Genomic DNA, 24,637 nt, shown 5'->3' on the forward strand with positions numbered 1-24,637 from the left:
CGATGTTATTCGGTGGTGGTTTTTATTTGTTTATAAGCAAAAATTAGCATTAACTATTAGTTTAGAAATAGTACACTAAATGACTTAACATAGATAAACGCCACTCATAACGAGTGGCGTTTCATATATATAAAATGAACCTGTCCGTATGACAAATACAGTTGTATGCATCAGGCAATACACCTAATATAACCAGGGAGTTTCCCTTGACAGTCTAAATAACGCTTTGCTAAGATGGCAATAATAAATTTTTCAGAAAACGTATTTTCGGCATAAAATACAGCCTGAGATCTTCGGGTTTTGGACCGTAAAGCTGAGCAAACATAAGGAGGAACGCCCGCGTGTGGGAAGATAAATTTGGTAAGGAAGGTTTCACCTTCGACGATGTACTGCTGGTGCCCCGGAAATCCGAGACACTGCCTAAAGAAGTGGACGTATCTGTTCGTTTGAGTGACAGCGTTAAACTGAATATTCCTTTGATTAGTGCTGGTATGGATACTGTTACTGAAGCGACATTGGCTATTGCCATTGCCCGTGAAGGCGGTATTGGTATCATCCATAAAAATATGTCTGTTGAGCAGCAAGCGGAGGAAGTGGATCGGGTTAAGCGCTCGGAGAGTGGTGTTATTACCAACCCGTTCTCATTGACAGCGGAACATCTGGTTTCTGATGCAGAATCGGTTATGGCAAAATATCGCATTTCCGGTGTACCGATTGTTGAAGGAGATCAAAAGCTTGTTGGTATCCTGACAAACCGTGACTTGCGTTTCATCCACGACTTCTCCATTAAAATCAGCGAAGTCATGACTCGTGAGAATTTGGTTACTGCGCCTGTAGGTACTACACTGCAAGAAGCAGAAGGCATTCTCCAGAAGCATAAAATCGAGAAACTTCCATTAGTAGATGAGTCCAACACACTGAAAGGTCTCATTACTATTAAAGATATCGAAAAAGCAATTCAATTCCCTAACGCAGCTAAAGATGCACAAGGACGTTTGCTGGTTGGAGCAGCGATCGGGATTTCCAAAGACACCTTTGAACGTGCTGATGCATTGGTTCAAGCCGGTGTGGACCTGATTACGGTAGACTCGGCACATGGACATCACATAAACATCATTGATGCGGTTCGTCAGCTGCGCGAACGTTTCCCGAACCTGACCATTGTTGCAGGTAACGTTGCTACAGGCGATGCAACCCGTGAATTGATTGAAGCTGGGGCATCGGTTGTCAAAGTGGGAATTGGTCCAGGTTCCATCTGTACAACTCGTGTAATTGCTGGTATTGGTGTTCCTCAAGTTACAGCAGTATACGATTGTGCAAATGTAGCACGTGAATATGGCGTACCAATCATTGCTGACGGTGGTATCAAGTACTCTGGTGAGATTACTAAGGCTCTTGCTGCAGGTGCTCATGCAGTTATGCTGGGAAGCTTGTTTGCAGGTACGGCAGAAAGCCCGGGAGAAACGGAAATCTTCCAAGGACGTAGCTACAAAGTTTACCGCGGCATGGGTTCAATGGCTGCAATGAAACAAGGAAGTAAAGATCGTTACTTCCAAGATGATGACAAGAAACTGGTTCCGGAAGGAATTGAGGGACGTGTTGCTTACAAAGGTCCATTATCTGATACGATTCATCAGTTGATTGGTGGTCTACGCTCAGGTATGGGATACTGTGGTACAAGCAGTTTGGAACAGCTTCGTAACAACACTCAGTTTATTCGTATTACAGGTGCGGGGCTTCGTGAAAGCCATCCGCATGATGTACAGATTACGAAAGAAGCCCCTAACTACTCGTTGTAATCTGAATTGTGTTAATCATTTCCAGGACAGGCTTGGCGATTTTCGCCGGGCCTGTCTTTTTTTGCGGATACCCCTGTGATAGAATAGAACAAGCGGTAATGATCCTTTAATGGATTAGGGCATTGCGGCGGTTTTTTGACGTGAGTCTATGAAACTGCTTCTGACAATGAATTTTGAGTGATTGAAAAAGGTTGAAGGTAGCCCAGCGAAAAAAGAAGCGCGGACGTCCTTTTACATAAGCATTTCATTTAATGCTAACTAAGTGACAATCGATTCGAACTTTAGGAGCAATGACATTGCTCTTTCGATACAGCGCATATACGACACACCTCACACATCATCTCCACTTGTTAGGGACTAAGAAAATATTGCAGCTCAAGCTGTACTGAAGCACACAATAGAAAGCTTCGGACCGAAGGGAGTATTCATCATTGAAAACCAAACAAATGAATAAGAAAAAACGTCAAATGCTCAAAAAAAGCGTAGCCTCGGTTATGCTGATTAATATGCTCTGCATGTCTGCGGTAATGCCTGTTATGGCTGCTGCAAACGATTCAGGGCAGGTATTGACCGCGGCAGCTACAACAACGAAGACTGAAAAAGCCGTGGACATTCCTTCGGCAGACTCACTGGGACTCGATGTTAAATCAGCCATACTGATGGAGGCTTCAACGGGCCAGATTCTGCTCAATGTGAATGCGGATAAAGCTATGCCGCCAGCCAGCATGACCAAAATGATGACCGAGTACATTGTGGCTGAACAGGTTAAACAGGGAAAGTTTAGTTGGGATGATGTTGTTACAATCAAAAAGAACGCTGCAGAAAGTACTGGCTCACGCATTTTCCTCGCAGAAGGTGATCAGCATACTATTAAGGAACTATATATTGCCATGGCTGTGGGATCAGCCAACGATGCTACAGTGGCTTTGGCTGAACACATCGCTGGTTCCGAGCAAGCTTTTGTGAAAATGATGAATGATGAAGCGAAGCGTATGGGAATGAAAGATAGTTACTTCATCAACTCCACAGGACTGGATCGTGCAGATATGCCTGCGGACTTCCGCCCAACTGAGGATAAAGAAATCGTCATGTCGGCAAGGGATGCGGCCATTTTGTGCAGATACATCATCATGGATCACCCGGACTACAAAGATTTTACAACAATTCAGTCCTATAAATTCCGTCCTAATGACAAAGATCCAATTGTTAACTATAACTGGATGCTGGAAGCGAATAAAAATATAACCAACTTCAAAAGCTATGCCTATGAGGGGCTGGACGGGATGAAAACGGGCCATACCACGAACGCCGGGAATAACTTTACGGGTACGGCTGAGCGTAATGGCATGCGTCTAATCAGTGTGGTTATGGGTACCGATTCGGAGCCAGCGCGTTTCAGAGAAACAAAGAAAGTATTGGACTTCGGATTTAACAATTTTGAAGTGAAACAGGCGGTTGCTGCCAAAACTAAAGTCACAGGCTGGGAAGCTGTACCTTTGAAAAAAGGGAAGGAAACAACAGTACCTGTTGTGACGGATAATGCAGTAAGTTTCGTTGTACCTAAAGGTACTCAAAACCTGGACGTGACATTTAAAGCGAATGTAACTGAAGCTGATAAGCTGGTTGCTCCAATTAAGGCCGGAACCAAGGTTGGGACGGTTACTTATACGTACAAAGCTGAAGGAATTGAGCCACAAGAGAAGACAGTGAACCTCATCACCGCAGAAGAAGCCGAAAAAGGCGGTTGGTTCCGTCTCTTCTTCCGTGCAGTGAAAGATTTCTTCGTTGATCTGTTTGATGGCATCAAAAACCTGTTCTAATAGATAAGGTGAAAGAAGACGGGATAATATGACATTTTCAATATAGTGTCGTTAGACCATTGACAAAATACAAGTAATTCCGACCGGATGGATTGTATATTTACAATTTTTCCGGTAAAATATCAAGTTAGAATTCTACGTATAAATCAGTTTAAAAGTCTATTGTTCTTCTAACTGACAATGCATATTTCACATCCTGTTTATGGACAAGAACGACACATCCATTACGGTAGATTGGGGTATGGAAACGGGAATAGCACGCGTAAAAAGAGGTGCGAAAGCGCGGATCGGACATTATGTGGCGCCAAGGACTTGGGTGAAGCGTTGCGCCGGATTGGCGAAGGTGCTTCCATGATCGGTACCAATTCCAAACTTGCACCTTCCGAGCCCATGCAGGATCGCGGCTGGTAAGAGAAAGGTGGATTTTAAATGAAGATCGGCGTTTTAGCACTTCAAGGGGCAGTCACCGAGCACATTCGTAGTATTGAACGGGCCGGAGCAGAAGGATTGGCTATCAAACAGGTTCAGCAACTCGATGAGCTGGATGGGTTGATTCTTCCTGGCGGTGAGAGTACCACGATTGGCAAACTGATGCGCAAATATGGTTTCATGGAGGCCATTCGGGCATTCGCTGCTGAGGGTAAACCGGTATTCGGCACCTGTGCTGGTTTGATTGTTATGGCCAAACATATTGAAGGACAAGAGGAAGCTCATCTGGAGCTAATGGATATGACCGTCTCCAGAAATGCATTTGGACGCCAGAGGGAAAGCTTCGAAACGGATCTTCCGGTAAAAGGCATTGAGGAGACGGTAAGGGCAGTGTTTATACGGGCACCCCTGATTGAGAGTGTAGGAGAAGAGGTAGAGGTTCTTTCCACTTACAAGGATGAGATTGTCACTGCTCGCCAGGGTCATCTGCTGGCTTGCTCCTATCACCCTGAGCTGACAGATGATTATCGACTGCATGCTTATTTTGTGGACATGGCTAGGTCGTATAAACAGCCTGTACAGAACCAATAGTGATTGATATATAACCTATGATCTGCCGGTGAACCGGATCAGTCCTTCAGAGGCTTTACACGGCTTGCTGGCAAGGAGCTGTCTGGTCAGATACCTGATGTTGCCCGTATCTGCTTCCAAAGCGGGAATCGCAGCGTAGGGTAGCGCCGGATGTCATAGGTTGTTTTTTTACCATTGAGGAATGATGAAGCTATAAGGCTGCAAAGTTTTGACAGGAGTTAATAAGGAAGGTTTCTACTTTGTGGTGTTATTTAGGAGGGGTATTTAGTGCTTGATGTGAAAATATTGCGGAATGAGTACGCACGTGTTGAAGAAGCATTGACGAAACGTGGCAAATCGCTGGATCTAATCGCTGGGTTCACGGACATGGATGCCAAGCGTCGTGAGTTGCTGCAAGAGAGTGAAAACCTGAAAAGTCGCCGGAATACGGTATCCGGAGAAGTTGCCAAGCTTAAAAAGAGTGGTGAAAATGCGGATGAGTTGATCCTTGAGATGCGCGAAGTCTCCGATCGAATCAAAGCAATGGATGAAGAAGTGCGTGAGTTGGAAGTGAAGATCAACGATCTCACTATGGCGATTCCGAACATCCCTAACGAGAGTGTGCCTGTTGGTGCGTCCGAAGATGATAATGTGGAGATTCGTCGTTGGGAAGAGCCGAAGTCATTTTCATTTACACCAAAAGCACACTGGGAAATCGCACAGGACCTTGACATCCTTGATTTTGAAGCGGCTGCCAAAGTAACAGGCTCCCGTTTTACCTTTTATAAAGGGCTGGGTGCACGTCTGGAACGTGCTTTGATCAACTTTATGATGGATCTGCACAGCGATCAGCATGGCTATGAAGAGATTTTACCTCCATACATCGTTAACCGCGATAGCTTGTTTGGAACTGGCCAACTGCCGAAATTCGAGGAAGACCTGTTTAAGCTGAAAGATACCGAGTATTATTTGATCCCTACCGCTGAAGTTCCGGTAACGAACTATCATCGTGAAGAGATTTTGAATGCTGACCAGTTGCCTAAACACTTTGTAGCATACAGCTCGTGTTTCCGATCCGAAGCAGGTTCTGCTGGACGGGATACACGTGGCTTGATTCGTCAGCATCAGTTCAATAAAGTTGAGTTGTTGAAACTGTCTTCTCCTGAGACCTCCTATGAGGAATTGGAGAACATGACTCAAAATGCGGAACGTGTGCTTCAATTATTGGGGCTGCCTTACCGTGTTCTGACGTTGTGTACAGCAGATATGGGCTTCACGTCTGCCAAAACATATGACATTGAGGTCTGGTTGCCGGAAAGCAATACGTATCGTGAAATCTCGTCTTGCTCCAACTGTGAAGACTTCCAAGCACGTCGAGCTAATATCCGTTTCCGTAGAGAACCAAAAGCGAAACCGGAATTTGTTCATACGTTAAATGGTTCAGGACTGGCAGTGGGGCGTACAGTAGCTGCTATTCTGGAGAACTACCAACAAGAAGATGGAACAGTGGTTATTCCTGAAGCACTGCGTCCTTACATGGGCGGAGTCAGCGTGATTGCCCGTCGTTCCTAAGATGTTCAACTAAATGAATGAAATAAAAAACCGTCTCCTGACAAATGGAAGTTTAGAACGATCCATTTTCACAAGGAGACGGTTGTTTTTGTAGTTTATTGTTTATAACGACTATAGATTAGCCATAATTATCACCTAAGCGAAAGCGTAATTTTAGTTCACATACTCAATGGAGCGCAGTGTACGCACCAATATCATAAGTGCTTCGTCTGTGGTTACTGCTTTTTTAGGTTCGAAGGTGGTCCCGAATGTATCTTGAAGCAAATTGAGCGATGTCAGAGCCTGGACTTGGGCTGTGGCCCAAGGAGAGATAGATTCATGGTCCAGATAGGATATCACAGCTGAGCTATTAGCGACAGAAACTCCTCCTGTATACTGAATTGCCCGATAGACCATGATTGCTAGCTCTTCCCGCGTGACCTGGCGATCGGCACGGAATGTTCCATCATCATAGCCTTTAACAAGTCCAAGGTGTGCAGCGGTTGCCGCATACGACTGTTCCTCAGTCACATCCCGGAAAGAGGTATTCTTATATGCGATTCCGTTTGCCCCTAAGGCAGAAACTAATAATTGGGCAACCTCTCCGCGTGTGATGGGTCCATCGGTCTTGAATTGGTTCAAAGCAAGCAATTGTTTATTCTGCATGTATTGGATGCTGTTTATCGATGAATCATTGTCTGAAGTATCTATCTGTTCATTTGAAGCAATAACATAAGTGCTGTATTGCATATCTCGTATTCTTACCTTCCATTGCCCTTTATTTTGGACGTAATAGGCTGGCACGTAGGAATATGTCCGCGTTTCTTCATTGAACCCGAGTACGGTTGCTGTTTGTGGGTCAAGATCTGTAGTACCAAGGTGGATCACCCGAGTCACATTTTTTAATTCTTCTTGATCGAGCTTGAGCGTTTGGTCGCCAGCCACCCATTGTACATTGAAACGTAAAGGCTGTACCAACATTTTTAGGCCAGCCGGTAGCGGTTGTTTTAGGTCAGACAACTTATCGTTGGACAGGACATCAATGTTGATCTGGAGACCAAGCTGTTCGGTTGGCACATGCAGTAGAGATGATGCGCGTTGAATATTTAATTTGTTCAAAGCTAACGTCATTTTAGACTGATTGCTGAACAGAGTGAATGAAGAAACTTTGTCCTTCGAGCGCAGGAAAGAAAGAACTCCTTTTTCATTCCCTCCGAAATCAACTCACTGATTCGCTCCTCAGGCATTGTGTTCAAAGGGTCATTTTTACGATACACACCTATAAACAATCAACCACCCCATAATGAAAAAGTCTAAATTCGATTATACAGAGCAGGGCTGAACAGATTCTGAACAACCATATCAATCGTCAGGTAGCAATGTTTACCGGTAGTTAGTAGGTGGAATTTCCCTTTTTGATGTATCGAACAATAAATCTTATAAAAAGGTTGCTTTCTGTCATACAATTATGGTATGATCTATTTCGTGGCAAGTTTATAAAAGTTAATGTCCTGGAGAGGTACCGAAGCGGTCATAACGGGGCGGTCTTGAAAACCGTTAGGGGGCAACTCCACGTGGGTTCGAATCCCACCCTCTCCGCCATACTACAATTATGATAAGGGTTCGAGCGATAAGCTCGAGTCCTTTTTTGCATTTATTTGTACATTTAGCACAGCCGCATACCCGCTGTATTTACAGAGCATTTTTACGACAAGAAATCAGTTTGTTTGAATATCTGTGTGATGCATAAAAACATTCAAATCGCCGCACTTTATATAAGAGTGGAGGTGGTAAGATGAACCGCGAATTAAACATAGATCAGACGGAGCTCGTAGGTGCTTGGCAGGAAAGATTGCCTGAGGTCCTAAATGTCGGAGATCGGGCTCAAGTTATGGCTGACGAGGCTGATCAACAGGCTATTCGAATTCACATCGCAACAGCGGGACACCAGATGTACTCTTTTGATTTCAAGTGTGCCTATGTGGATTCTCGTGAAGTCAGTGTACAACTAATTGATGTGGAGCGCGATGGAAGTACGACGGATGAGCGTACAGAGCCTATTCAGGAATTGGCTCAGGATTACACGCGTCATATTCATGAATGTGCCCAGTCGTTGCAAACCAAAACCAGACATTAGGTAGACGTCAAAGGAGTGGTAATACGTGAGCAAAGCCAAAGCTGGAACAGATAAAAACCTGCAAAATGTAGTCGCAGATCTGGATCAGACACCTGTGAATAGTCACCATGCCCAGCAAATTCAACAGGACTCGAATGACCGTCGGCATCAGGATTCCATAAATCATGATAAAACGGAAGATATGGACCCATCCCATTCCTAATCCAATGAAGAGGGGGGAACAACATGAGTAAACCCAAAACAACACCTGTGCCTGAAGCTCAGGCTAATGTGCAGCACCGAAAACCTGAAAAGCATTCTTCCATGCAGGAACCGTTGTCCGGCTCCAAAAAAGTGAAAAACCAGAATCATGTAGATCATCACAATCCTCAAGGCTAAGTTAAAGGAAGATTCATTCCTTTCTTTAGCACATATTAATGCATAACTATAACCTATAACTCCGGTTAACAAACCGGGGTTTTTGCGTGTTCATACATGATTTAGAGGAGCACACCATTGATATCTAAAGCTTACATAGGTCTTTGTAGCCAATTTAGAGAGTAAAGCTCACAAATTTCCCAAATCGTGTTTCCGTTTCAGAATAAATGGTATATCATTGATATTGAATTATTTTTTTTGGGGTTATCACGAGAGGAGAGAAACAAATGACTAAACGTATGGGGGCGCTTCTTCTTACGTTGCTGTTAACCGTATCCATGGCACTGACAGCATGTAGCAGCAAGCAAGAACCAAAAGAGGCATTGAAGACGGCGGCAGCCAATGCTTCCAAACTGACTTCGTATGAGATGAGTTCTAACTTCACTATTAATGAATTGAGCTATAAAGCTGCAGACGAGTCACAACAGGATCCAACGATGTCTCAGTTTATGAGCATGCTGAAGGATGCTCAGTTGAATGTAACTGGCGTATACCAAAGCGAGCCAATGCAGACCGAAATGACGGTAGGTATTGAGCTTAAAGGCGATATGGGTATGACATTTACCATTCCGATGGTTATGACCGCTGAGAAGTTATATGTTAAGGTACCAAGTATTCCGTTCTTCCCGATTCCAGAAACGGTTGTTGGTAAATTCCTGGAGCTGGATTTGAAAGAACTGGCTGAGCAAGAAGGAACGGAATGGAATCCGGATGCTATGGATGCAGCGAAAACACAAAAGCTGAGCAATGAAGTTATGGATGCGGTCCTGAGCGAGTACGATCAGGATAAATTCTTTAAAAACCTGGACGTGAAGGATGCGCAGCTTCCTGAAGGTTTGGATGCCAAGCAAGTTGTTCAATTTTCGGTCAACAATGACAATGTGAAAGAAGCTGTTACTGTCCTGGTAACCAAAGCATTGCCAAAAGTACTGGATATCATCTCTAAAGAAGAGTATCGTGACATGTTGCAAATGAGTCAGGAAGATATCGACAAAGCTAAAGAGGATCTGAAAATTACTGAAGCAGATCAAGCTGAAATGGCTAAAGATCTGGACCAGTTGAAAGATACACTGACCATTAACCAGTTCCACATTGATTTTGCTTTGGACAAAAAAGATTTCCCGGTATATCAAAAGTTGGTTGCTGATCTGTTGATTAAACAACCTGATACCAAGGATGAAGTTAAACTTGCTTTCACTGGTTCGAACACTTACACTAAAATTAACGAGAAGCCAGCATTCAAAATCAATATTCCAACTGGCGAAGACGTGATTACAATGGATCAGTTTGAAGAACTAATGAACGCATCTTACGGATACTAAGTTCTCAGTTTCATGTTAAAGCAAAGAGCCGCTCGACCTTAGGGTTGAGCGGCTCTTTATATTTTGTTACATGGTATATTCAATTACTGTAAAGATTCACCCAAGTCCTCGGCCAGCACAGCGTAGATCTGATGATCCTGATACTCTCCGTTAATCTTGAGATATTTACGAGCAATGCCCTCAGCCTGAAAGCCGTTCTTCTCGAGAACACGTTTGGAACCTGTATTGGACAACAGAATGGCTGCCTGAACACGATTTAACTTCAGGGCACGGAAGGCGTAGGATACAGCTAGTTTCACGGCTGCGGTCATTCGTCCGCCGCCTTGGTAATCTGGATGGATGAAGTATCCCATGTCTGCATAATTGGCAACGCCCTGAACGACATTGTTCAAGCTAACCTGACCGATCAGAATACCATCGTCGATTGTAAAAATTCCGAATTGATAACCTGTTCCTTCTTCGGCCGCCTGTATTCTATCCTGAATGCGTCTGGTTTGCGCCTGCAGCGTATAGAATTCATCATCCCGGATAGGCTCTACAGCTTGGTAGGGATGACGTGTAATTTGAATAAGAGCAAGATACGCCTCTGTATCTTGTGGAGTAAGTAAACGGAGACTTATTCCTTTTGGTGTGTCGTATAGTGTAAGCGGCATGGAATGCACTTCCTTTCCAGATGGGTGTAAGATTCTATTTTTTGCGTAAACGCCGGAAAAATTGAGTCAGCATGGTGGAGCACTCTGGTTGCAGAATGTCAGCAACCACTTCGGTTCGATGATTAAAACGAGGTTCCTGCAGCAGATTCATCAGCGTTCCTGCGCATCCGGCCTTGGGGTCTGCGGTACCATATATGATTCGAGGCACTCTGGATTGCACAATGGCACCTGCACACATGGGGCATGGTTCCAGTGTGACGTACAGACTGCAATCCAGCAGTCGCCATGCACCGATGGCTTCACTGGCCTGCCGGATGGCTACCATCTCCGCATGTGCTGTGGAATCAAGTGTCGTCTCACGCAGGTTATATCCACGACCAATAATACGGTTATGTTGAACAATTACAGCCCCGATCGGCACTTCCCCGAGTGCTTCTGCTTTGTACGCTTCAGCAATGGCTTCACGCATCCAGTGCTCGTGCTGAGCCTCCTCGGAGAGATGCGTAAGATCAGGTTGGAGAACGTCATCCTTCATTAAAATGTAAAACTCCTTCCAAAGAGCATTTTGTGCGGCGAACAAACATTCGTTTGTTAACATGTTGTGTATAAGTCTGTGGATAACCAACGAGTTGCTCACATAGTTATGAACATACTATCCACATGCCTGTGGATTTGTGTATAAGTTTTAGTGGTTATTCCCATTGTAGGCATGGAAAAGACAAAATACAATTGATTTCGCGTTTTTCAGCCAAGCGGTAACTTTTGGACAAGGGTCAATTATCCTTTTCAAATAGACATACAACAGTTATGATGGAGATAGGTTTTGCCATATATCGCCAGAGGGTACAAGCCGAGAGGTGAACGAAAAAGTTGTCTATTAAAACGAAATTATCCATGATTATGTCGTGCTCAGTGCTCGTCATTTTGGTTTTAAATATAGCACTGAGTTATTATACTACAGAAGAGAATTTAAGGCAGGACAGCGAAACCAAGATGGTGCTTACGGCCAAACAGATTGCAATCGCTGTCGAACAGAGTCAGTCCAGTTCAGAATATGTAAAACGACAAATTGGGAACAATCTATGGCTGGCCTCAGTAATGGCAGCGGGAGAACTGGACCCGAATATTAATAATATCACAAATGAAGACCTGGTTCGCATGAGCGAGAAAGTCGGTGTCTCCCACATTTCATTGATGGAGCAAACGGCTGATGATATTGTGGTTACCCGGTCTTCCGATCCAAAGGAGATTGGATTGTCTACCAAATCCATGACGTACTGGTATCAGGCATTTAAACAGCTGTTCGAAAACCATCAGGTTACAATTTCACAGGGACAGAAGTTGGACCATTTTTGGTCGGATGGATTCGAATACTCTACATCCAATCCGTCAGATGTTGATATCTGGGGTTACTATCATGATGGGAAGAGGAATTACATAATCAATCCCTTCTATAATAATGCCGCTGTTGACGACTATGTGAAGATCTCTGGTCCAGACGAGATTTTGAATAAGATTCGCGAAGTGAATTCATCGATTCTGGAGATTACAGGTATCAATCCATTGACCTTCGGTAGCTCGAACATGAGCAATGACGGAAGGGATACGAACCACAACAAGTTGAATAACAGGCCTATTCGTTTCGGTACATATCAATATGGTGCCGCAGAAGAGGATCACAAGGCGGTTGTACGGGCAATTCGTACTGGGCAGAATGTATCTTTTGTCAGTGAAACTCATGAACAGAAGGTGCTCAAAAGTTTCATTCCGATATTTACCCCCAATGAATCATCTTATGTGATTAGTATTGTCATGGACTATAAGCAAATATCCTCTATGGTATCGGAACAACTGGTTAGCCATGCCTCGATTTCGCTTGTGTTGCTGGAGATTGTGATCTTTGGTAGCTATTTGCTTGCGGGATACATTACGCGCCCTATTCAATCTATTCTGGGCAAAGTGAATGATGTGGCTGATGGCCATTTTGATTTCCGTCTAAAAGTGAGAAGGAAAGACGAACTGGGCCAATTAGCGAATCGCATTAATGCGATGATTCGTAATTTGGGCCATTATACGAATCGTCTGAAACAGATGTATGAAGAAAATCGTGCGGTAAAAGAGCATTTGGAATCGATTATTAACCAAACGGCAGATGCGATTCATATTACGGATCTGGATGGAAATGTACTGCGGGTAAACCGTGCCTTTGAGCAGTTGTATGGCTGGCGCAGTCGTGAAGTTGAAGGACGCAAATTGAAAATTATCCCTCCTGGTACTGAAGAGGAGATGGAAGAGCAGCATGCCCAGTTGATTGAGGGTATGTCAATTACGTCTAATGAAACGACATGGATGAAGAAGGATGGTAGCCGTGTCGAAGTCAGCGTGAGTACAGCACCAGTCCGGGATGAAGCAGGAGAGATTACAGCACTGATCAGCGTATCAAGAGATATTACCAGCCGTAATCGTATGGAGGAACTGCTCAGACGTTCCGAGAAACTGACGACGGTTGGTCAGCTGGCAGCCGGGGTTGCGCATGAGATTCGTAATCCGCTTACGACCTTGCGTGGGTTTCTTCAACTCCAACAAGAGACGAACAAGCTTAATCATCGTCACCTGGATTTGATGCTGTCAGAGTTGGATCGAATTAATCTCATTGTGGGTGAGTTTCTGATACTGGCCAAACCACAAGCGGTTCATTTTCAAGAACGGGATATTCGCTTCATTCTGGGAGATGTTATATCATTGCTGGATAGTCAGGCGCATCTGCATGGTGTGGAATTTGTATTGAATGCTTCATCGGATTCAGCTATGGTACACTGTGAAGAGAACCAGTTGAAGCAGGTCTTCATTAACTTGCTGAAGAACGGCATGGAGGCCATGCCAGACGGAGGTAATATTCGAATTAAACTCAATCATGACGAAGAGAATAGTCGGGTTCGGATTGAAATTAAGGATGAAGGCACTGGAATTCCAGAAGAACTGATGCCTAAGCTGGGGGAACCATTCTTCACAAGCAAGGAATCGGGAACAGGGCTTGGCCTGATGGTCAGCCAGCGCATTATTCAATCACATAAGGGCATGATGGATATCAAAAGCGTCATGAACAAGGGAACGACCGTCATTATCGATCTGCCTGCCTCCCCACAGCAAACGGAGAGTATAGAGGAAGAGCATAAGACGGACAATGAACCTACAGACGAAGAGAACTAGATGAGGTGAGATTACCTTTTGCGTATTAATAAATTTATCAGTGAAACAGGTTTTTGTTCCCGTCGGGAAGCCGACAGATTGGTGGAAAGCGGGAAAGTAACGATTAATGGAGTGACGGCAGAGCTGGGCAGTCAAGCAGAAGATGGCGATGATGTAAGAATTAATGGTCAACCTATTAAGGAAAAACGGAAACACGTATATATTGCGCTTAATAAACCTATTGGAATAACGAGTACAACCGAACAGCACATTCAAGGGAATATCGTTGATTTTGTAGGACACAAAGAGCGCATCTTCCCAATTGGTCGCCTGGATAAGGATTCGGAAGGTTTGATTCTGATGACCAATGACGGTGATATTGTCAATCGAATTCTAAGGGCAGAAGGACGCCATGAGAAAGAATATATTGTCACCGTCGATCGTGCGGTAACGCCGAGTTTCTTGAGAGGCATGAGCACAGGAGTCAAGATCCTTGGCGAAATGACGCTGCCTTGTACGGTGACTCGTATATCAGAGCGGGTGTTCCGCATTATTCTGACAGAGGGAAAAAACCGTCAAATTCGCCGGATGTGCAGTGCATTTGGCTATGAGGTTCGGAAGCTGAAGCGGATTCGTATTATGAACATTCATCTCGGTGAACAGGCCACAGGGACCTGGAGAGAACTGACACCCGCAGAGAAGTCGGAATTAAGCAGTTTGCTAGATTATAATATGGAATAAATGATGAATGTCCAAGGCGCTGCTTCCCCTCAAGGGAAGCAGCGCTTTTTCATATCAGTGGATAGAAAAAAGTCACTCCCCTGGTATAAAGGAGAGTGACATAAGCTTAAGCATTAGTTTGCTATAACGAACGATTCTTTAGTTACCTTGTCCGACTGCTTTCACGGCCGTGTTGTTACTCTGATATTTCCGGATAATCGAAACTTCTACCCGGCGGTTTTGAGCTCGTCCAGCATCCGTTTGGTTGCTAGCGACTGGGTGATACTCTCCATAACCGCTAGGTGTGAACTTCGAAGGGTCCAGCGCCTCATTCAATAACAGAATTTTGAGGAAATTCAGTGCTCGATCGGCACTCAAATCCCAGTTATCTTTATATTGGCTGTTCGAAATGGGAACATTATCAGTATGGCCAGACACAACGACTTCATATTCCGGGAACTCCTGCAGCATGCTCGAGATGGCTTTGGCCAGCGAGCGTGACTCGGGTTTAACATCAGCCCGGCCTGAGGAGAACAGGGCGTTATCACTGATCGTGATTTTGAGCTCAGACTGATTCAGCTTGGTATTCAGCTGATCGGAAAGCCCATTTTTCTGAATATATTGATCAAGCTGTTTCTTGAGTTTCTCCAGATCTTCCTGTTCTTTCTGGGCCATTTGCGCATCCGTAATCTGAGCCGCTGTCTTCTTGGTGATTTCTTCAGGCTGCTGTTTGTTCTTGCCCAAATCTGTAGTAGATTCTGTAGGGTTCATGGAGGTATGATCCAGTACACCCGAACCACCATTCAATGCGCTGCTCAGTGCGGAAGCCATCTGTTCAAACTTCGTTGCATCTATAGAGCTCATAGAGAATAATGTGATAAACAGAGCGAGCAGCAACGTCATTAAGTCGGAGTAGGGAAGCAACCAACTCTCGTCTATATGTTCTTCATGCGGTTCGTGTTTTTTAGCCTTTTTCACCTGATGAGCCCTCCTTCTCTTCCAACTGTCTACGTTCGGAAGGTGTCAGGAATACAGATAATTTTTGATTAATGGCAATGGTGGATACACCAGATTGTATGGATAACAAGCCTTCAACCATCATCAGCTTGATTTCCATCTCTTTTTTGGACATCCGCTTCAGTTTATTGGACATCGGATGCCACAACACGTAACCACTAAAGATACCGAGAAGTGTCGCGATAAACGCCGCTGCAATTGCATGCGAGAGCTTTTCCATATCACTGAGATCGGCAAGCGCTGCGATGAGGCCTACAACGGCCCCGAGTACCCCGAGTGTTGGTGCATACATCCCCGCTTGCGCGAAGATCAAGGCACCGCCACGATGGCGCTCTTCTGTAGCATGAATATCTTCCATGAGTACATCACTTACAAATTCCTGATCATTGCCGTCAATAATCATACGCATACCGCCGCGCAGGAACTGATCATCAATATCTTCGACTTTCGATTCAAGTGCAAGCAAACCTTCACGACGGGTGGTGGAAGCCCAGTCCATAAATGTGCCGATTAGAGAAACACGGTCAATCAGTTGTTGCTTTTTGAACAGTACCCCGAATAGCTTGGGGATTTTTTTAACTTCAGACATGGGAAATGCCATGAAAATAGTTGCTGCCGTACCAACAAAAATAATAACGTAGGCTGCTGGGTTGTTAACCAGGTTGATAAGGGGCGCACCCTTCAGGAACATACCCACTACAAGTGAAACCAGCCCTAAAACTAGTCCGATAATCGTTGAAATTTCCATCATACACCTCATCCATGAGATAAAATTGAATCCTTTCAAGCGGCTTTATTCGGGCTTCCGGACGAACGTTACACCGCAATCCGTTTAATGTTAGGCATCCTTTAGGGTTGCAGAAACAGTTAAAACGGTCATGTATAGTATTTATCGACCAGATGGCCTTTTTTTTTAAGGGTTATTTTCAGGTATAATAAGATCAAATCTGCTCCTTAGGGGCTAAATAGGAGTGAAAAGCCAATGGGCGTAAAGCATGGACGAGATTATGAAGGAATATTGACAGATTTGACAGAGGCTATAGGCCGAATACCGGACCGCTATGTTTTCTTTGAAATGGATGAGGAAGAATGGTCGCGCCTTGGTGTAACAGAGCAACTCGAAGTGGATGAGGCATTGGCGGAAGATCTGTTCTATGCACTGGGTGAGGAGTCGGTCATTCCGGTAGGAAGTGGAGTGGTCATTCATGACAAGGATCAGCACCGAATTCATATCTTAATTGGGGAAGAAGAACTGACTTTTGTACCGCTCATTTAGTATGCTCCTATAAGATATTTTGCATGGAAAACCGAGTTGGAGAATCTCCCTAAAGCCTTATGGTTAGTGGATCTAGCGCCATTTGTACTATTGGAATTTGAGGCTTGTCCGTGGTAAGATGATAGTCATGAAACGGGCGAACCGCAGGGCGGTGGACCTATGCGTTTGGGTTGCTATGGGTAGCACCAAAGGTTTCGGTGGCAGCATGGACAGTTGTCTGTGATAAGCCATCATATGGGGAGGAAGATAACGTATGGTTTTTTCGCAAGAGGAAGTCGAAGCTCATCTGGGAAGGCTGGAAGGCTGGGAACTGGAAGAGGGACGATGGATTGTCCGCAAGTTCGTATTTTCCAACTACATGAAAGGGATTGCATTTGTGGACGAGGTCGCAGCGATTTCGGAAGCGTTCAATCATCACCCTTTCATTACGATTGACTATACAACAGTCACACTGCGTCTCACATCATGGGATGAAGGTGGCATCACATCTGTAGATATTAAAGAAGCAGAGCAATATAATGAGGCTTTTGAGAAAATGAGGTCGGAATAACCTGGATCGGTTATATCGCACTACCGGAAATGAGTGAAGCATACATGTCAGACGATAATCAGAACAAACCTCTTATTGCTGTCGTAGGCAGCCTTAATATGGATCTGGTGGTGAAGACAGACATCATTCCTGAGGAAGGCGAGACGGTGAGTGGGGAGGAACTGCACTATTTGGCCGGGGGCAAAGGCGCCAATCAGGCGGTTGCTGCTGCACGACTGGGTGGACAGACTACGATGATTGGTGCCGTAGGTTCGGATGGTTTTGGTGAACGCCTGTTGCACAGTCTAACGGAAAGCGGGGCGGATGCCTCGCTAGTTCGCATTCTGGATGATACCGTTACAGGTACGGCCTCTATCTGGCTCTCCAAAGGAGATAACCGGATTATTGTTATTCCTGGAGCGAATGGGCAGGTTATGCCTGCGATGCTGGAAGAGGCGGATACGGTAAAAAGCCTGACTGCAGCCGCAGCGGTGCTGCTGCAGCTGGAGATCCCGCTGCCTGCGGTCACCCGCGCCGCCCAACTGGCGGCTGAAGGCAGCGCATTGGTGGTGCTCAACCCGGCGCCTGCGGTGCCGGGTCTGCCCCAGGAGCTCCTGCGGTGCGTCGACGTCGTCACGCCGAACCGCAGCGAGCTCGCCGTGCTCACCGGCCGGGATGATCTCCGGCCGGAAGACGTGGATGCGGCGGTCGCAGAGCTCGCCGCATCCCTCGGGGCCGCTGTCGTCACGACGCTCGGCCCCGAGGGGGCTGTGTACGCGGCAGCGCCTAGCGGCCGCGTTCAGGCAGAGCGTGCCGGCGCGTGCCGTGCGCCCGGCTACGCCGTAAGCGCCGTCGACACGACCGGTGCTGGCGATTGCTTCAACGGCGCGCTGGCAGTAGCCCTCGCGCGCGGAGAGACGCTGGACGCGGCGGTAAGCTTCGCCATGGGCGCAGCCGCGTTGTCGGTGACGAAGCTCGGCGCCCAGTCCGGGATGCCGTCCGCACGTGAAGTGCAGGCTTTCCTTGCCGAGCAGAAGGCAAAGACCCAGTAATATATGCATACTTTAGGTAAATCAGAGGCAGGCTGGAAGGATACGCTAATGCATCTATTTAGCCATAGCATGGTGGATGTTTTCATCGGAGCATCCCTGAAATGACCAAGAGGCTCTTACTTCCCAGTACGGGAGAGTAAGAGCCTCTTGTCTGTATGACCATTGATAAAACGAGTAACCCTGTATTACCAATAAGGGTTGACTACGTTGCGCGTCTAGCGCCAGCGTTGTTTAGAGCATGAGTAAAGAGCAGAGGATGATTGAAGCCATCACACTCTCTATACATGCCCCCTGCCACAAACTGATCGCCTTGAACATCTTGGATTACTTCTTCTCCGCCAGCCACATCGCAATATTCGCGATTTCTTCATCCTTCAGCTTGTCTTTGAACGAAGGCATACCGCCGCTTTTACCTTTGACGATGGTCGTATAAATCTTCTCCACATCGTCCTGGCTGCCAATCTTCTGCAGACTAGGGCCCATGCCCCCTTGAAGCTGATCACCGTGGCAGGTAATACAGTTTGCTTTGACCAGTGCCTCAGCCTGTCCTGCATCCATTGTAACTTGCGGCATCGTCGGTTTCGCTTCTTCTGCAACTTCCTCTTTCCCTGGAAGCGTAAACATTAGTACAATAGCTAAAGCGCACGCTGCAAAAAATACCCCGCTCATGATCCATTTGTGCATCCCTTATGTCCCCTCCAGAATGAAAGATCATCTAACTTGAAACTATCCATATCATTATAACGGAACCTGTAGTGACATCATAGCATTTTGTGGTAATTTTTTGAACTAATCACATAACCGGGGACTTTTTGGGGTGATTTCAAGCCCTAGTTATTCGCGTGGACCTTCATAGACCATACAGTAAAAAGGTTTCAAACCACCCGGTGTCTGTCGTTCGTATGTATCCTGCGTAACAAATCCGGCTTTGAGATAGACACGAATAGCCCGGTCATTCCAGGTCAGAACTTCCAGATCAATTTCATTTGTAGGGTTCCGGCGAATGGCTTCCTGCACAATGGCCGAGACAAAAGCCGTTCCTTGACCATGACCACATCGATCGGGGTGCATGCCAAGTCCGATGCGGGTTACACCATCAAGCGGGAAGTATTGAGCAAAACCGCAAATCTGCTGATCCTCTCCCAGCACCACCGCATATTGTTCTTTCCGTAGCTGGGGATCGCCGAATTCCACTTCAAGTGCTTTCATCTGCTCCCAGGGCAGCCAGCTATAAATATTATAAGGCGGGTCATACTGCCAATCGCAGATTAGTTCCGCGTGTTCTTCTTGCATGGGCACAACGTGAAACGTCACAGGGGCTTCATCCATACAACTGCACGCTCCTCTCATTGTGAACAAGCTATAATGATTTTGATTTGTCCATATACATATGTCATTCCATATCTAAGCTTGTTTCCACTCTACAAAAGAGGCGTTCATTTGGCAAGTCCTCGTTTTTGAAAAAAAGTGAAACAAAAGTTCCGGTAATTTCGTTTATATTATAGTGGGATGGGTAAAAACATTATAAGAGCACGGACGAAGCAATGAAAAATAACTTTTAAAAAAGTTAAAGTTAGGTTTGGTAGCTATCCCGAACGCATTAAAGGAAACGAAGCACAAAAAAACCGCCGGATACATTCCTGCGGAGAATGTACCAGACGGTTCTATTATGCTTCGTTACAGTAGTGTTATTGTTACAGCATGACGTTGCTCAGCTTGTCCCTATTCAATGGCCAATGTCTCATATGCGTCCGTGCTCATAATACGTTTAGCGCCAACATAGCGGTTGGCCCAATAGCTTTCGCTTAATTCGCTAATTGTAACTCCTTTGGAAGAAGAGGAGTGTGCAAACTTCCCATTCCCTACAAAGATCCCTACGTGCGAGACCCCTTTGCCCGTTGTATTGAAGAATACCAGATCACCTGGTCTCATTTCCATCCGGGATACCGAATCACCCATGTCGAATTGTGAACTCGATTGGCGAGCCAGATCAATGCCCAGCTTGTCGAATACATAACTTGTGAATCCAGAGCAGTCAAAGCCGTTAAGCGTTGTTCCTCCGCTTTTGTATGTAGTCCCCATTGCTGAATCAATAACTTGGTCCATTTTCGAATCTGCGAATGCGCTGCCTGCTCCAAGCGATAATGCGAATGTGAGGCTGAGTACAGCTGCGGTTAATTTCTTCTTAAACAAGAGATATACCCCTTCCAATGCCTGCGAGGTTAGCTTAAGGATTCGGTTGAAGGTCCCCTATGATCCCTCTGTTGCAAGATCAATTCACCCATAACTGGTTCCCCCGCTTCCCAGGTGCTAGGAATTTGGCTATGCTAGTTATGCACCTGCGAAATCAAGAAATGACGATTAAATTTTAAGTAGTTACAAATATGAAGGTAAAGATTACAAAGTTGTTACTAAAAACTCACTGCGATTATTGTAACAGAGGTATATCACTTTGGCAACGTTTAACAACAAAATTAACAAAAAAAACCTCGACCTTTGACGGGGAAAGGTCGAGGTTTGCTTGTTTAACGGCATTTGAAGAATACAACTTTACATAGAGATGGTAACCGTTTTTAACCGTTCGATTTAATCCTTGACCGAGTTGGACTGCCATAGGCGGAAATGGGCACATATTTTCCACAGGCTCAGCAAGCACCGGGCAAGTGGATACGTTTGTTGTAGGATAAGACCAGTTAAGCCAGTTAGTAACCATGAAGCTGATGTAAAGGCACCAAAGACCAGCAGATGAAGGGCGCCCAGCAGGACAGCAATGCCGATTAGAGTGATGACTTGGCGTAGTGCAATCCATATAGCTTGAAACGTACCACGTGCTCCGCCTTCCCCATCGGGAGCTGAGATACCAAACTGCATGTACAGTAGGACATGATGGATAACCCACCCGTATACAATCCAACCAGCAACATAGGGAATACCAGGCAAGAGCAGATGGAGGGAATGAAAACCTTCCATAAAGATGGAATAGAGCTTTGGCGCGAGCCAATAAGCGGGTAGCAGCAGTAATATAGTCCGAATGGTGTGGAGCAACAGCATCGGTTTCCATAAATTTTTGATACCGCGAATGAATGGAATGCGCTCTTCCGAATGGTTATAATGCTGGAGCGAGTAGAGCAGCCCTGCCTGAATGAGTGGGCTAATCAGAATCCGTATCAGCAGCATAGCCCCTAAAATCCATAAATAGCGGTGAACCTCCGGATTCGTTGTCAGACCGAGTTGGCTCTCCATTTTAAATAAAATCGTACTGAGTTCCCCTGTATCAGGGTCAGGATAACGCAGGAGCAGCGGAACCACAGCTGACTGCACCATCCGATAAAGAAAGTATCCCCATACTAATTGATAGAGAAATAAGAGTGCCGCAATGAACATATGCTGACGGACGAGAAACCAGCCTTCACGTATTTTCGCTTTCACTGTATCCACCTCACCATGACAGACTTCCGAATATGGCTTCTATAATTTTGGTTGCGCTCATGCTCCAGCGGGATTTAGTTGGCTCATCCAGTCCGGCTTTCAGAAAATTGTTCATATGATGGTTCTCCAGCACAATCGTGTATAGCGGATCAGTCATAGCCCAGGAAACAGGGGAAGTATAGGTCAGTTTGTAGGTAATGCGCTCCTCGCTACCATCCCATTCTTTCGTCATGGTTTTCCCATCTTCGAACATAATTCGAACAGGAACCTTCTTATATTCACTCCCTTTTTTCTGCAATGTAACCGATGACTCGTACAACGTTTGGCCGTCTTTCAGGATAGGATTGATTGCGATCTTTTCCACTGCAAAGTCAGCCATGCCATCGCCGTATACATACTGATTAAAATAATCGGTCCAGGATGTACGCGTCACTTGTTCCACGACCTTTTGAAAATCAGACGAAGTAGGGTGTTTAAAGCGGTATTTATTCACATAGGTCGAGAGAATACGCTCCATCGTTTTAGCACCAACCTGTTGTTCTATTCCAAGTAATACAAGCTTGCCTCGTGTGTATACGTTTGCTGCATATTGATTCTGGGAATCAAACTTCCAGGAGTCCTGTGTCAGTGAAGCTGGAGAAGTAATGAGACCAGCTTGTACGGGCAGATTCGGGATAAGTCCGTATTCCTGTTCCATTACTTTGTCTTCTGCATAGGAGGTGAATCCTTCGTCCAGCCAAGCCTCTTCAAATTCATTACTCGCGACCATGCCGTAAAAATACTGATGCCCAATCTCGTGCACAACCGTGCGTTCCAGATCGTAGCCAGGAGCAGAATCATCTGCACCGAAGGCGGTGACCAAGGTAGGGTATTCCATTCCCCCTGCGCCATTCCCTGATTTGGGCGGGACAACGATGGACAGTGTGGAATACGGATAAGGGCCAAACCACTTGCTATAATTGGATAGCGCTGCTTTGGCGGCGTAGAAATAACGTTCCTTCAGATCCTCATGAGCAGGGTCGAGATACAGCTTGATTCGTACGCCTGGCACATTGGGAGCAGAGAAGGGTTCTTCTGCATAAACAAAATCAGGAGAGGCTGACCAGGCAAAATCATGCACATCATCGGCATAGAACTGATATACTTTTTCGCCGTTCTTCACAACCGCTTGCTGGGTTGGGAATCCAGTAGCAGCTACTTTGTATGTTTCCGGTACCCGAATACGCACACTATAGATACCAAAATCGGCGTAAAACTCTGAATTACCGTGATACTGATGCAGATTCCAGCCTTCGGTCGTTTGACCTCGTGTGCCTACTGGCTCATATACGCTAAGTTTAGGGAACCACTGACCTGCCATAACGAAATTATCTGCTGTTCCCATGCGGGCAAAAATTTTCGGTAGCTTGACCTCAAATCGGGTGTGAAGCGTGATGCTTTCACCGCCTTTAACGGGTTTGGGCAGCCGTACCTTAATGAGGCTAGTATCTTTCATGTTTCCGTCATCCGGTTGCACATACTGCATCCGATGTAAGAGAGAAAGCCCATCCTCTGTTTTCATTTCTGTAATATGCATGGAACCGTAACCGTTCGTGGGCATGACATCACCTCGAAGTTTCCCTCCGGATTCTTTCATAAAAGTGGTGTCGGCAGAAGAGAAGGCATTGGGATACATGTGAAAATAAAGCTCGCTGACGGTTTTCTTACCTGGATGTGTCCAGGTGATCGTCTGAGTCCCTTGCAGTACATTCCCGTCTACCAGCTTCACATCCATGTGATATTCCACTACGCGGTTGCTGAACACTTCAGCGGTAGGTGTCTGTATACTTTCCGGAGATGTTTGGGTTTTGACGGGTGCCGTAGGCTTGCCCGATTCCGGGGCGAGCGCAGGCAAGTCAGATTGAATGGAGCGTGTGGAACCCAGACCAAGCCATATCCCCCCGGCAACTACACACAGGGCTATAATTGCGGTGAGCCAGCTCTTGGCGCGTCGTGGAATCATCGTTAAATACCTCCCGTTGACAAGCATCTACAGCATGTATATGTTTGCATTGGGGCGATTATTAGTTAAAATATTTGTATCAACCCTTGGAGGCTATAAAACATGGACCAAAACGAGCAGAACGGCAAAAAACAGATTGCCTTGAATATCGTTAGTGCAAAGAGCAAACACAAAGGTTTCGGTGCAGGCTCCATTGATCTGAATAACCTTTCCCCCGTTATTATTGATAACGGTGAAGCAAAGATTGATGTGGGCGCGATGCATGCGAAGAGCAAAGTGGAGCGCAATATCAAGTTCTCGACTAATCGTGAGGATGTGCCCAATGGACGCCAAGTATGGCTAGTATGGGTAGCTGTGGACCGTAACGAACAGGGGCAGTTCTATGGTGGAGCAACTGCGTGTGAGATGTGGATTGATACAGAAGCGCGTCGTGGATGGAAACTGCTTGCCGATCATGTGAATCGCATGGATTATGCCATGAAGCGCCGGTTCATGCTGGATGATCTTGGACCTGAGGATCGCGCGGCACTCAAGACGTTGCTGACTACGCATAACGAAGAATGGTGGAACGCTTCTCCGGATGAATTGAAAGAAGCGCTTGCCTAATTAATGAATGTTTCAAGCTGTTCAAAAAGAAGAAGCAAAAGCCCCGTGACCGAGATGATCGGTTCGGGGCTTTTGCTTTTATGCTAAATTGAATTTTACGGGTAATGACGCAATTACGT

At 45.7% G+C, this 24,637-nt stretch carries 24 protein-coding genes, 1 tRNA gene, 1 pseudogene and 1 riboswitch; of the genes and pseudogenes, 16 read left to right on the plus strand and 10 right to left on the minus strand.

The window, feature by feature from the left end:
• The first annotated feature begins 341 nt into the window (after window positions 1-341).
• The 5 genes and pseudogenes from guaB (at window position 342) to serS (ending at window position 6,190) form a co-directional block, all read left to right on the plus strand.
• Entirely contained in the window at window positions 342-1,799 is a 1,458-nt protein-coding gene (gene guaB / locus A6049_RS27335; RefSeq protein ID WP_024628817.1) for an IMP dehydrogenase, read from the plus strand.
• 446 nt (window positions 1,800-2,245) lie between these two features.
• On the plus strand, window positions 2,246-3,619 hold the full coding sequence (locus A6049_RS27340) for a D-alanyl-D-alanine carboxypeptidase family protein (protein WP_063567660.1): 1,374 nt from the start codon (window positions 2,246-2,248) through the stop codon (window positions 3,617-3,619).
• A 294-nt stretch (window positions 3,620-3,913) separates the two neighbouring features.
• Window positions 3,914-3,991 (plus strand): annotated as a pseudogene (locus tag A6049_RS33030) (hypothetical protein); the annotation flags it as partial.
• 57 nt (window positions 3,992-4,048) lie between these two features.
• Window positions 4,049-4,639, plus strand: a complete 591-nt coding sequence (gene pdxT, locus A6049_RS27345; protein WP_063567619.1) for a pyridoxal 5'-phosphate synthase glutaminase subunit PdxT — start codon at window positions 4,049-4,051, stop codon at window positions 4,637-4,639.
• A gap of 267 nt (window positions 4,640-4,906) precedes the next feature.
• Window positions 4,907-6,190: a serine--tRNA ligase gene (serS, locus tag A6049_RS27350; RefSeq protein ID WP_063567620.1), complete on the plus strand. Its 1,284-nt coding sequence runs from the start codon at window positions 4,907-4,909 to the stop codon at window positions 6,188-6,190.
• Between the two features lie 153 nt (window positions 6,191-6,343).
• On the opposite strand, the gene A6049_RS27355 is transcribed toward serS, so the two are convergent.
• Window positions 6,344-7,288, minus strand: a complete 945-nt coding sequence (locus tag A6049_RS27355) for an S-layer homology domain-containing protein (RefSeq protein WP_161490644.1) — start codon at window positions 7,286-7,288, stop codon at window positions 6,344-6,346.
• A gap of 394 nt (window positions 7,289-7,682) precedes the next feature.
• On the opposite strand from A6049_RS27355, the gene A6049_RS27360 reads away from it, so the two are divergent.
• The 5 genes from A6049_RS27360 (at window position 7,683) to A6049_RS27375 (ending at window position 10,045) form a co-directional block, all read left to right on the plus strand.
• A tRNA-Ser gene (locus A6049_RS27360) sits at window positions 7,683-7,771 on the plus strand.
• 193 nt (window positions 7,772-7,964) lie between these two features.
• A complete protein-coding gene (locus A6049_RS27365) occupies window positions 7,965-8,306 on the plus strand; it encodes a hypothetical protein (RefSeq protein ID WP_063567622.1) in 342 nt (113 codons plus the stop codon).
• 25 nt (window positions 8,307-8,331) lie between these two features.
• The gene (locus tag A6049_RS33670) at window positions 8,332-8,508 is read left to right on the plus strand and encodes a hypothetical protein (RefSeq protein ID WP_162842467.1); all 177 of its coding nucleotides are present in this window, start codon (window positions 8,332-8,334) and stop codon (window positions 8,506-8,508) included.
• Window positions 8,509-8,531: 23 nt separating this feature from the next.
• Window positions 8,532-8,684 (plus strand): small acid-soluble spore protein P, encoded by a 153-nt coding sequence (locus A6049_RS27370; protein WP_063567623.1) that lies wholly within the window; start codon window positions 8,532-8,534, stop codon window positions 8,682-8,684.
• A 266-nt stretch (window positions 8,685-8,950) separates the two neighbouring features.
• Complete coding sequence (locus A6049_RS27375) at window positions 8,951-10,045, plus strand: hypothetical protein (RefSeq protein WP_063567624.1); 1,095 nt, start codon at window positions 8,951-8,953, stop codon at window positions 10,043-10,045.
• 83 nt (window positions 10,046-10,128) lie between these two features.
• Here the strand turns inward: A6049_RS27375 and A6049_RS27380 are convergent, their stop codons facing one another.
• Both A6049_RS27380 and tadA read right to left on the minus strand, forming a co-directional pair.
• Complete coding sequence (locus A6049_RS27380; protein WP_063567625.1) at window positions 10,129-10,698, minus strand: GNAT family N-acetyltransferase; 570 nt, start codon at window positions 10,696-10,698, stop codon at window positions 10,129-10,131.
• Window positions 10,699-10,732: 34 nt separating this feature from the next.
• Window positions 10,733-11,233: a tRNA adenosine(34) deaminase TadA gene (gene tadA / locus A6049_RS27385; RefSeq protein ID WP_063567626.1), complete on the minus strand. Its 501-nt coding sequence runs from the start codon at window positions 11,231-11,233 to the stop codon at window positions 10,733-10,735.
• 335 nt (window positions 11,234-11,568) lie between these two features.
• Between tadA and A6049_RS27390 the strand changes: the two genes are divergently transcribed.
• Both A6049_RS27390 and rluF read left to right on the plus strand, forming a co-directional pair.
• The gene (locus tag A6049_RS27390) at window positions 11,569-13,908 is read left to right on the plus strand and encodes a PAS domain S-box protein (protein WP_063567627.1); all 2,340 of its coding nucleotides are present in this window, start codon (window positions 11,569-11,571) and stop codon (window positions 13,906-13,908) included.
• A gap of 18 nt (window positions 13,909-13,926) precedes the next feature.
• Complete coding sequence (gene rluF / locus A6049_RS27395) at window positions 13,927-14,628, plus strand: 23S rRNA pseudouridine(2604) synthase RluF (protein ID WP_063567628.1); 702 nt, start codon at window positions 13,927-13,929, stop codon at window positions 14,626-14,628.
• 138 nt (window positions 14,629-14,766) lie between these two features.
• Here rluF and motB read toward each other — a convergent pair whose 3' ends face one another.
• A complete protein-coding gene (motB, locus tag A6049_RS27400; RefSeq protein WP_063567629.1) occupies window positions 14,767-15,585 on the minus strand; it encodes a flagellar motor protein MotB in 819 nt (272 codons plus the stop codon).
• The gene (gene motA / locus A6049_RS27405) at window positions 15,572-16,372 is read right to left on the minus strand and encodes a flagellar motor stator protein MotA (RefSeq protein WP_024628803.1); all 801 of its coding nucleotides are present in this window, start codon (window positions 16,370-16,372) and stop codon (window positions 15,572-15,574) included. Before motA ends, motB begins: the two co-directional genes overlap by 14 nt.
• A gap of 234 nt (window positions 16,373-16,606) precedes the next feature.
• Here motA and A6049_RS27410 point away from each other — a divergent pair, with 234 nt between their 5' ends.
• From A6049_RS27410 to rbsK, 3 genes are all read left to right on the plus strand, one after another.
• Window positions 16,607-16,900 carry a hypothetical protein gene (locus A6049_RS27410; protein WP_063567630.1) on the plus strand — a complete coding sequence of 98 codons (294 nt, stop codon included), beginning with the start codon at window positions 16,607-16,609 and terminating at the stop codon, window positions 16,898-16,900.
• A 253-nt stretch (window positions 16,901-17,153) separates the two neighbouring features.
• Window positions 17,154-17,450, plus strand: a complete 297-nt coding sequence (locus A6049_RS27415; protein WP_063567631.1) for a 4a-hydroxytetrahydrobiopterin dehydratase — start codon at window positions 17,154-17,156, stop codon at window positions 17,448-17,450.
• A gap of 44 nt (window positions 17,451-17,494) precedes the next feature.
• Entirely contained in the window at window positions 17,495-18,481 is a 987-nt protein-coding gene (gene rbsK / locus A6049_RS27420; RefSeq protein WP_063567632.1) for a ribokinase, read from the plus strand.
• Window positions 18,482-18,805: 324 nt separating this feature from the next.
• On the opposite strand, the gene A6049_RS27425 is transcribed toward rbsK, so the two are convergent.
• The 5 genes from A6049_RS27425 to A6049_RS27445 all read right to left on the minus strand — a co-directional run bounded on the left by A6049_RS27425 (window position 18,806) and on the right by A6049_RS27445 (window position 23,912).
• Window positions 18,806-19,165, minus strand: coding sequence for a c-type cytochrome (locus tag A6049_RS27425; protein ID WP_063567633.1), 360 nt, complete (start codon window positions 19,163-19,165; stop codon window positions 18,806-18,808).
• A 150-nt stretch (window positions 19,166-19,315) separates the two neighbouring features.
• Entirely contained in the window at window positions 19,316-19,810 is a 495-nt protein-coding gene (locus A6049_RS27430) for a GNAT family N-acetyltransferase (protein WP_063567634.1), read from the minus strand.
• A gap of 393 nt (window positions 19,811-20,203) precedes the next feature.
• On the minus strand, window positions 20,204-20,674 hold the full coding sequence (locus A6049_RS27435) for a C40 family peptidase (protein WP_063567635.1): 471 nt from the start codon (window positions 20,672-20,674) through the stop codon (window positions 20,204-20,206).
• 3 nt (window positions 20,675-20,677) lie between these two features.
• Window positions 20,678-20,815, minus strand: a riboswitch (cyclic di-AMP (ydaO/yuaA leader).
• Window positions 20,816-21,067: 252 nt separating this feature from the next.
• Complete coding sequence (locus A6049_RS27440) at window positions 21,068-21,910, minus strand: hypothetical protein (protein ID WP_063567636.1); 843 nt, start codon at window positions 21,908-21,910, stop codon at window positions 21,068-21,070.
• Between the two features lie 10 nt (window positions 21,911-21,920).
• Window positions 21,921-23,912 (minus strand): M1 family metallopeptidase, encoded by a 1,992-nt coding sequence (locus tag A6049_RS27445; protein ID WP_063567637.1) that lies wholly within the window; start codon window positions 23,910-23,912, stop codon window positions 21,921-21,923.
• Between the two features lie 102 nt (window positions 23,913-24,014).
• Here A6049_RS27445 and A6049_RS27450 point away from each other — a divergent pair, with 102 nt between their 5' ends.
• Window positions 24,015-24,518 (plus strand): YwhD family protein, encoded by a 504-nt coding sequence (locus A6049_RS27450; RefSeq protein WP_063567638.1) that lies wholly within the window; start codon window positions 24,015-24,017, stop codon window positions 24,516-24,518.
• The last annotated feature ends 119 nt before the right edge of the window (window positions 24,519-24,637 follow it).

The organism is Paenibacillus sp. O199 (genome assembly GCF_001636635.1).
Taxonomy (GTDB): Bacteria; Bacillota; Bacilli; order Paenibacillales; family Paenibacillaceae; genus Paenibacillus; species Paenibacillus marchantiae.

Excerpts from the sequence above, each read along its gene's own strand:
- A6049_RS27430 (WP_063567634.1), bottom strand. The coding sequence starts at position 19,810 with ATGGATGAAGCCCCTGTGACGTTTCACGTTGTGCCCATGCAAGAAGAA.
- rbsK (WP_063567632.1), top strand. The coding sequence starts at position 17,495 with ATGTCAGACGATAATCAGAACAAACCTCTTATTGCTGTCGTAGGCAGC.
- A6049_RS27370 (WP_063567623.1), top strand. The coding sequence starts at position 8,532 with ATGAGTAAACCCAAAACAACACCTGTGCCTGAAGCTCAGGCTAATGTG.
- A6049_RS27340 (WP_063567660.1), top strand. The coding sequence starts at position 2,246 with ATGAATAAGAAAAAACGTCAAATGCTCAAAAAAAGCGTAGCCTCGGTT.
- A6049_RS27450 (WP_063567638.1), top strand. The coding sequence starts at position 24,015 with ATGGACCAAAACGAGCAGAACGGCAAAAAACAGATTGCCTTGAATATC.
- A6049_RS27410 (WP_063567630.1), top strand. The coding sequence starts at position 16,607 with ATGGGCGTAAAGCATGGACGAGATTATGAAGGAATATTGACAGATTTG.
- A6049_RS27375 (WP_063567624.1), top strand. The coding sequence starts at position 8,951 with ATGACTAAACGTATGGGGGCGCTTCTTCTTACGTTGCTGTTAACCGTA.
- A6049_RS27415 (WP_063567631.1), top strand. The coding sequence starts at position 17,154 with ATGGTTTTTTCGCAAGAGGAAGTCGAAGCTCATCTGGGAAGGCTGGAA.
- A6049_RS27365 (WP_063567622.1), top strand. The coding sequence starts at position 7,965 with ATGAACCGCGAATTAAACATAGATCAGACGGAGCTCGTAGGTGCTTGG.
- motA (WP_024628803.1), bottom strand. The coding sequence starts at position 16,372 with ATGGAAATTTCAACGATTATCGGACTAGTTTTAGGGCTGGTTTCACTT.
- A6049_RS27380 (WP_063567625.1), bottom strand. The coding sequence starts at position 10,698 with ATGCCGCTTACACTATACGACACACCAAAAGGAATAAGTCTCCGTTTA.
- tadA (WP_063567626.1), bottom strand. The coding sequence starts at position 11,233 with ATGAAGGATGACGTTCTCCAACCTGATCTTACGCATCTCTCCGAGGAG.
- A6049_RS27445 (WP_063567637.1), bottom strand. The coding sequence starts at position 23,912 with ATGATTCCACGACGCGCCAAGAGCTGGCTCACCGCAATTATAGCCCTG.
- A6049_RS27425 (WP_063567633.1), bottom strand. The coding sequence starts at position 19,165 with ATGCACAAATGGATCATGAGCGGGGTATTTTTTGCAGCGTGCGCTTTA.
- pdxT (WP_063567619.1), top strand. The coding sequence starts at position 4,049 with ATGAAGATCGGCGTTTTAGCACTTCAAGGGGCAGTCACCGAGCACATT.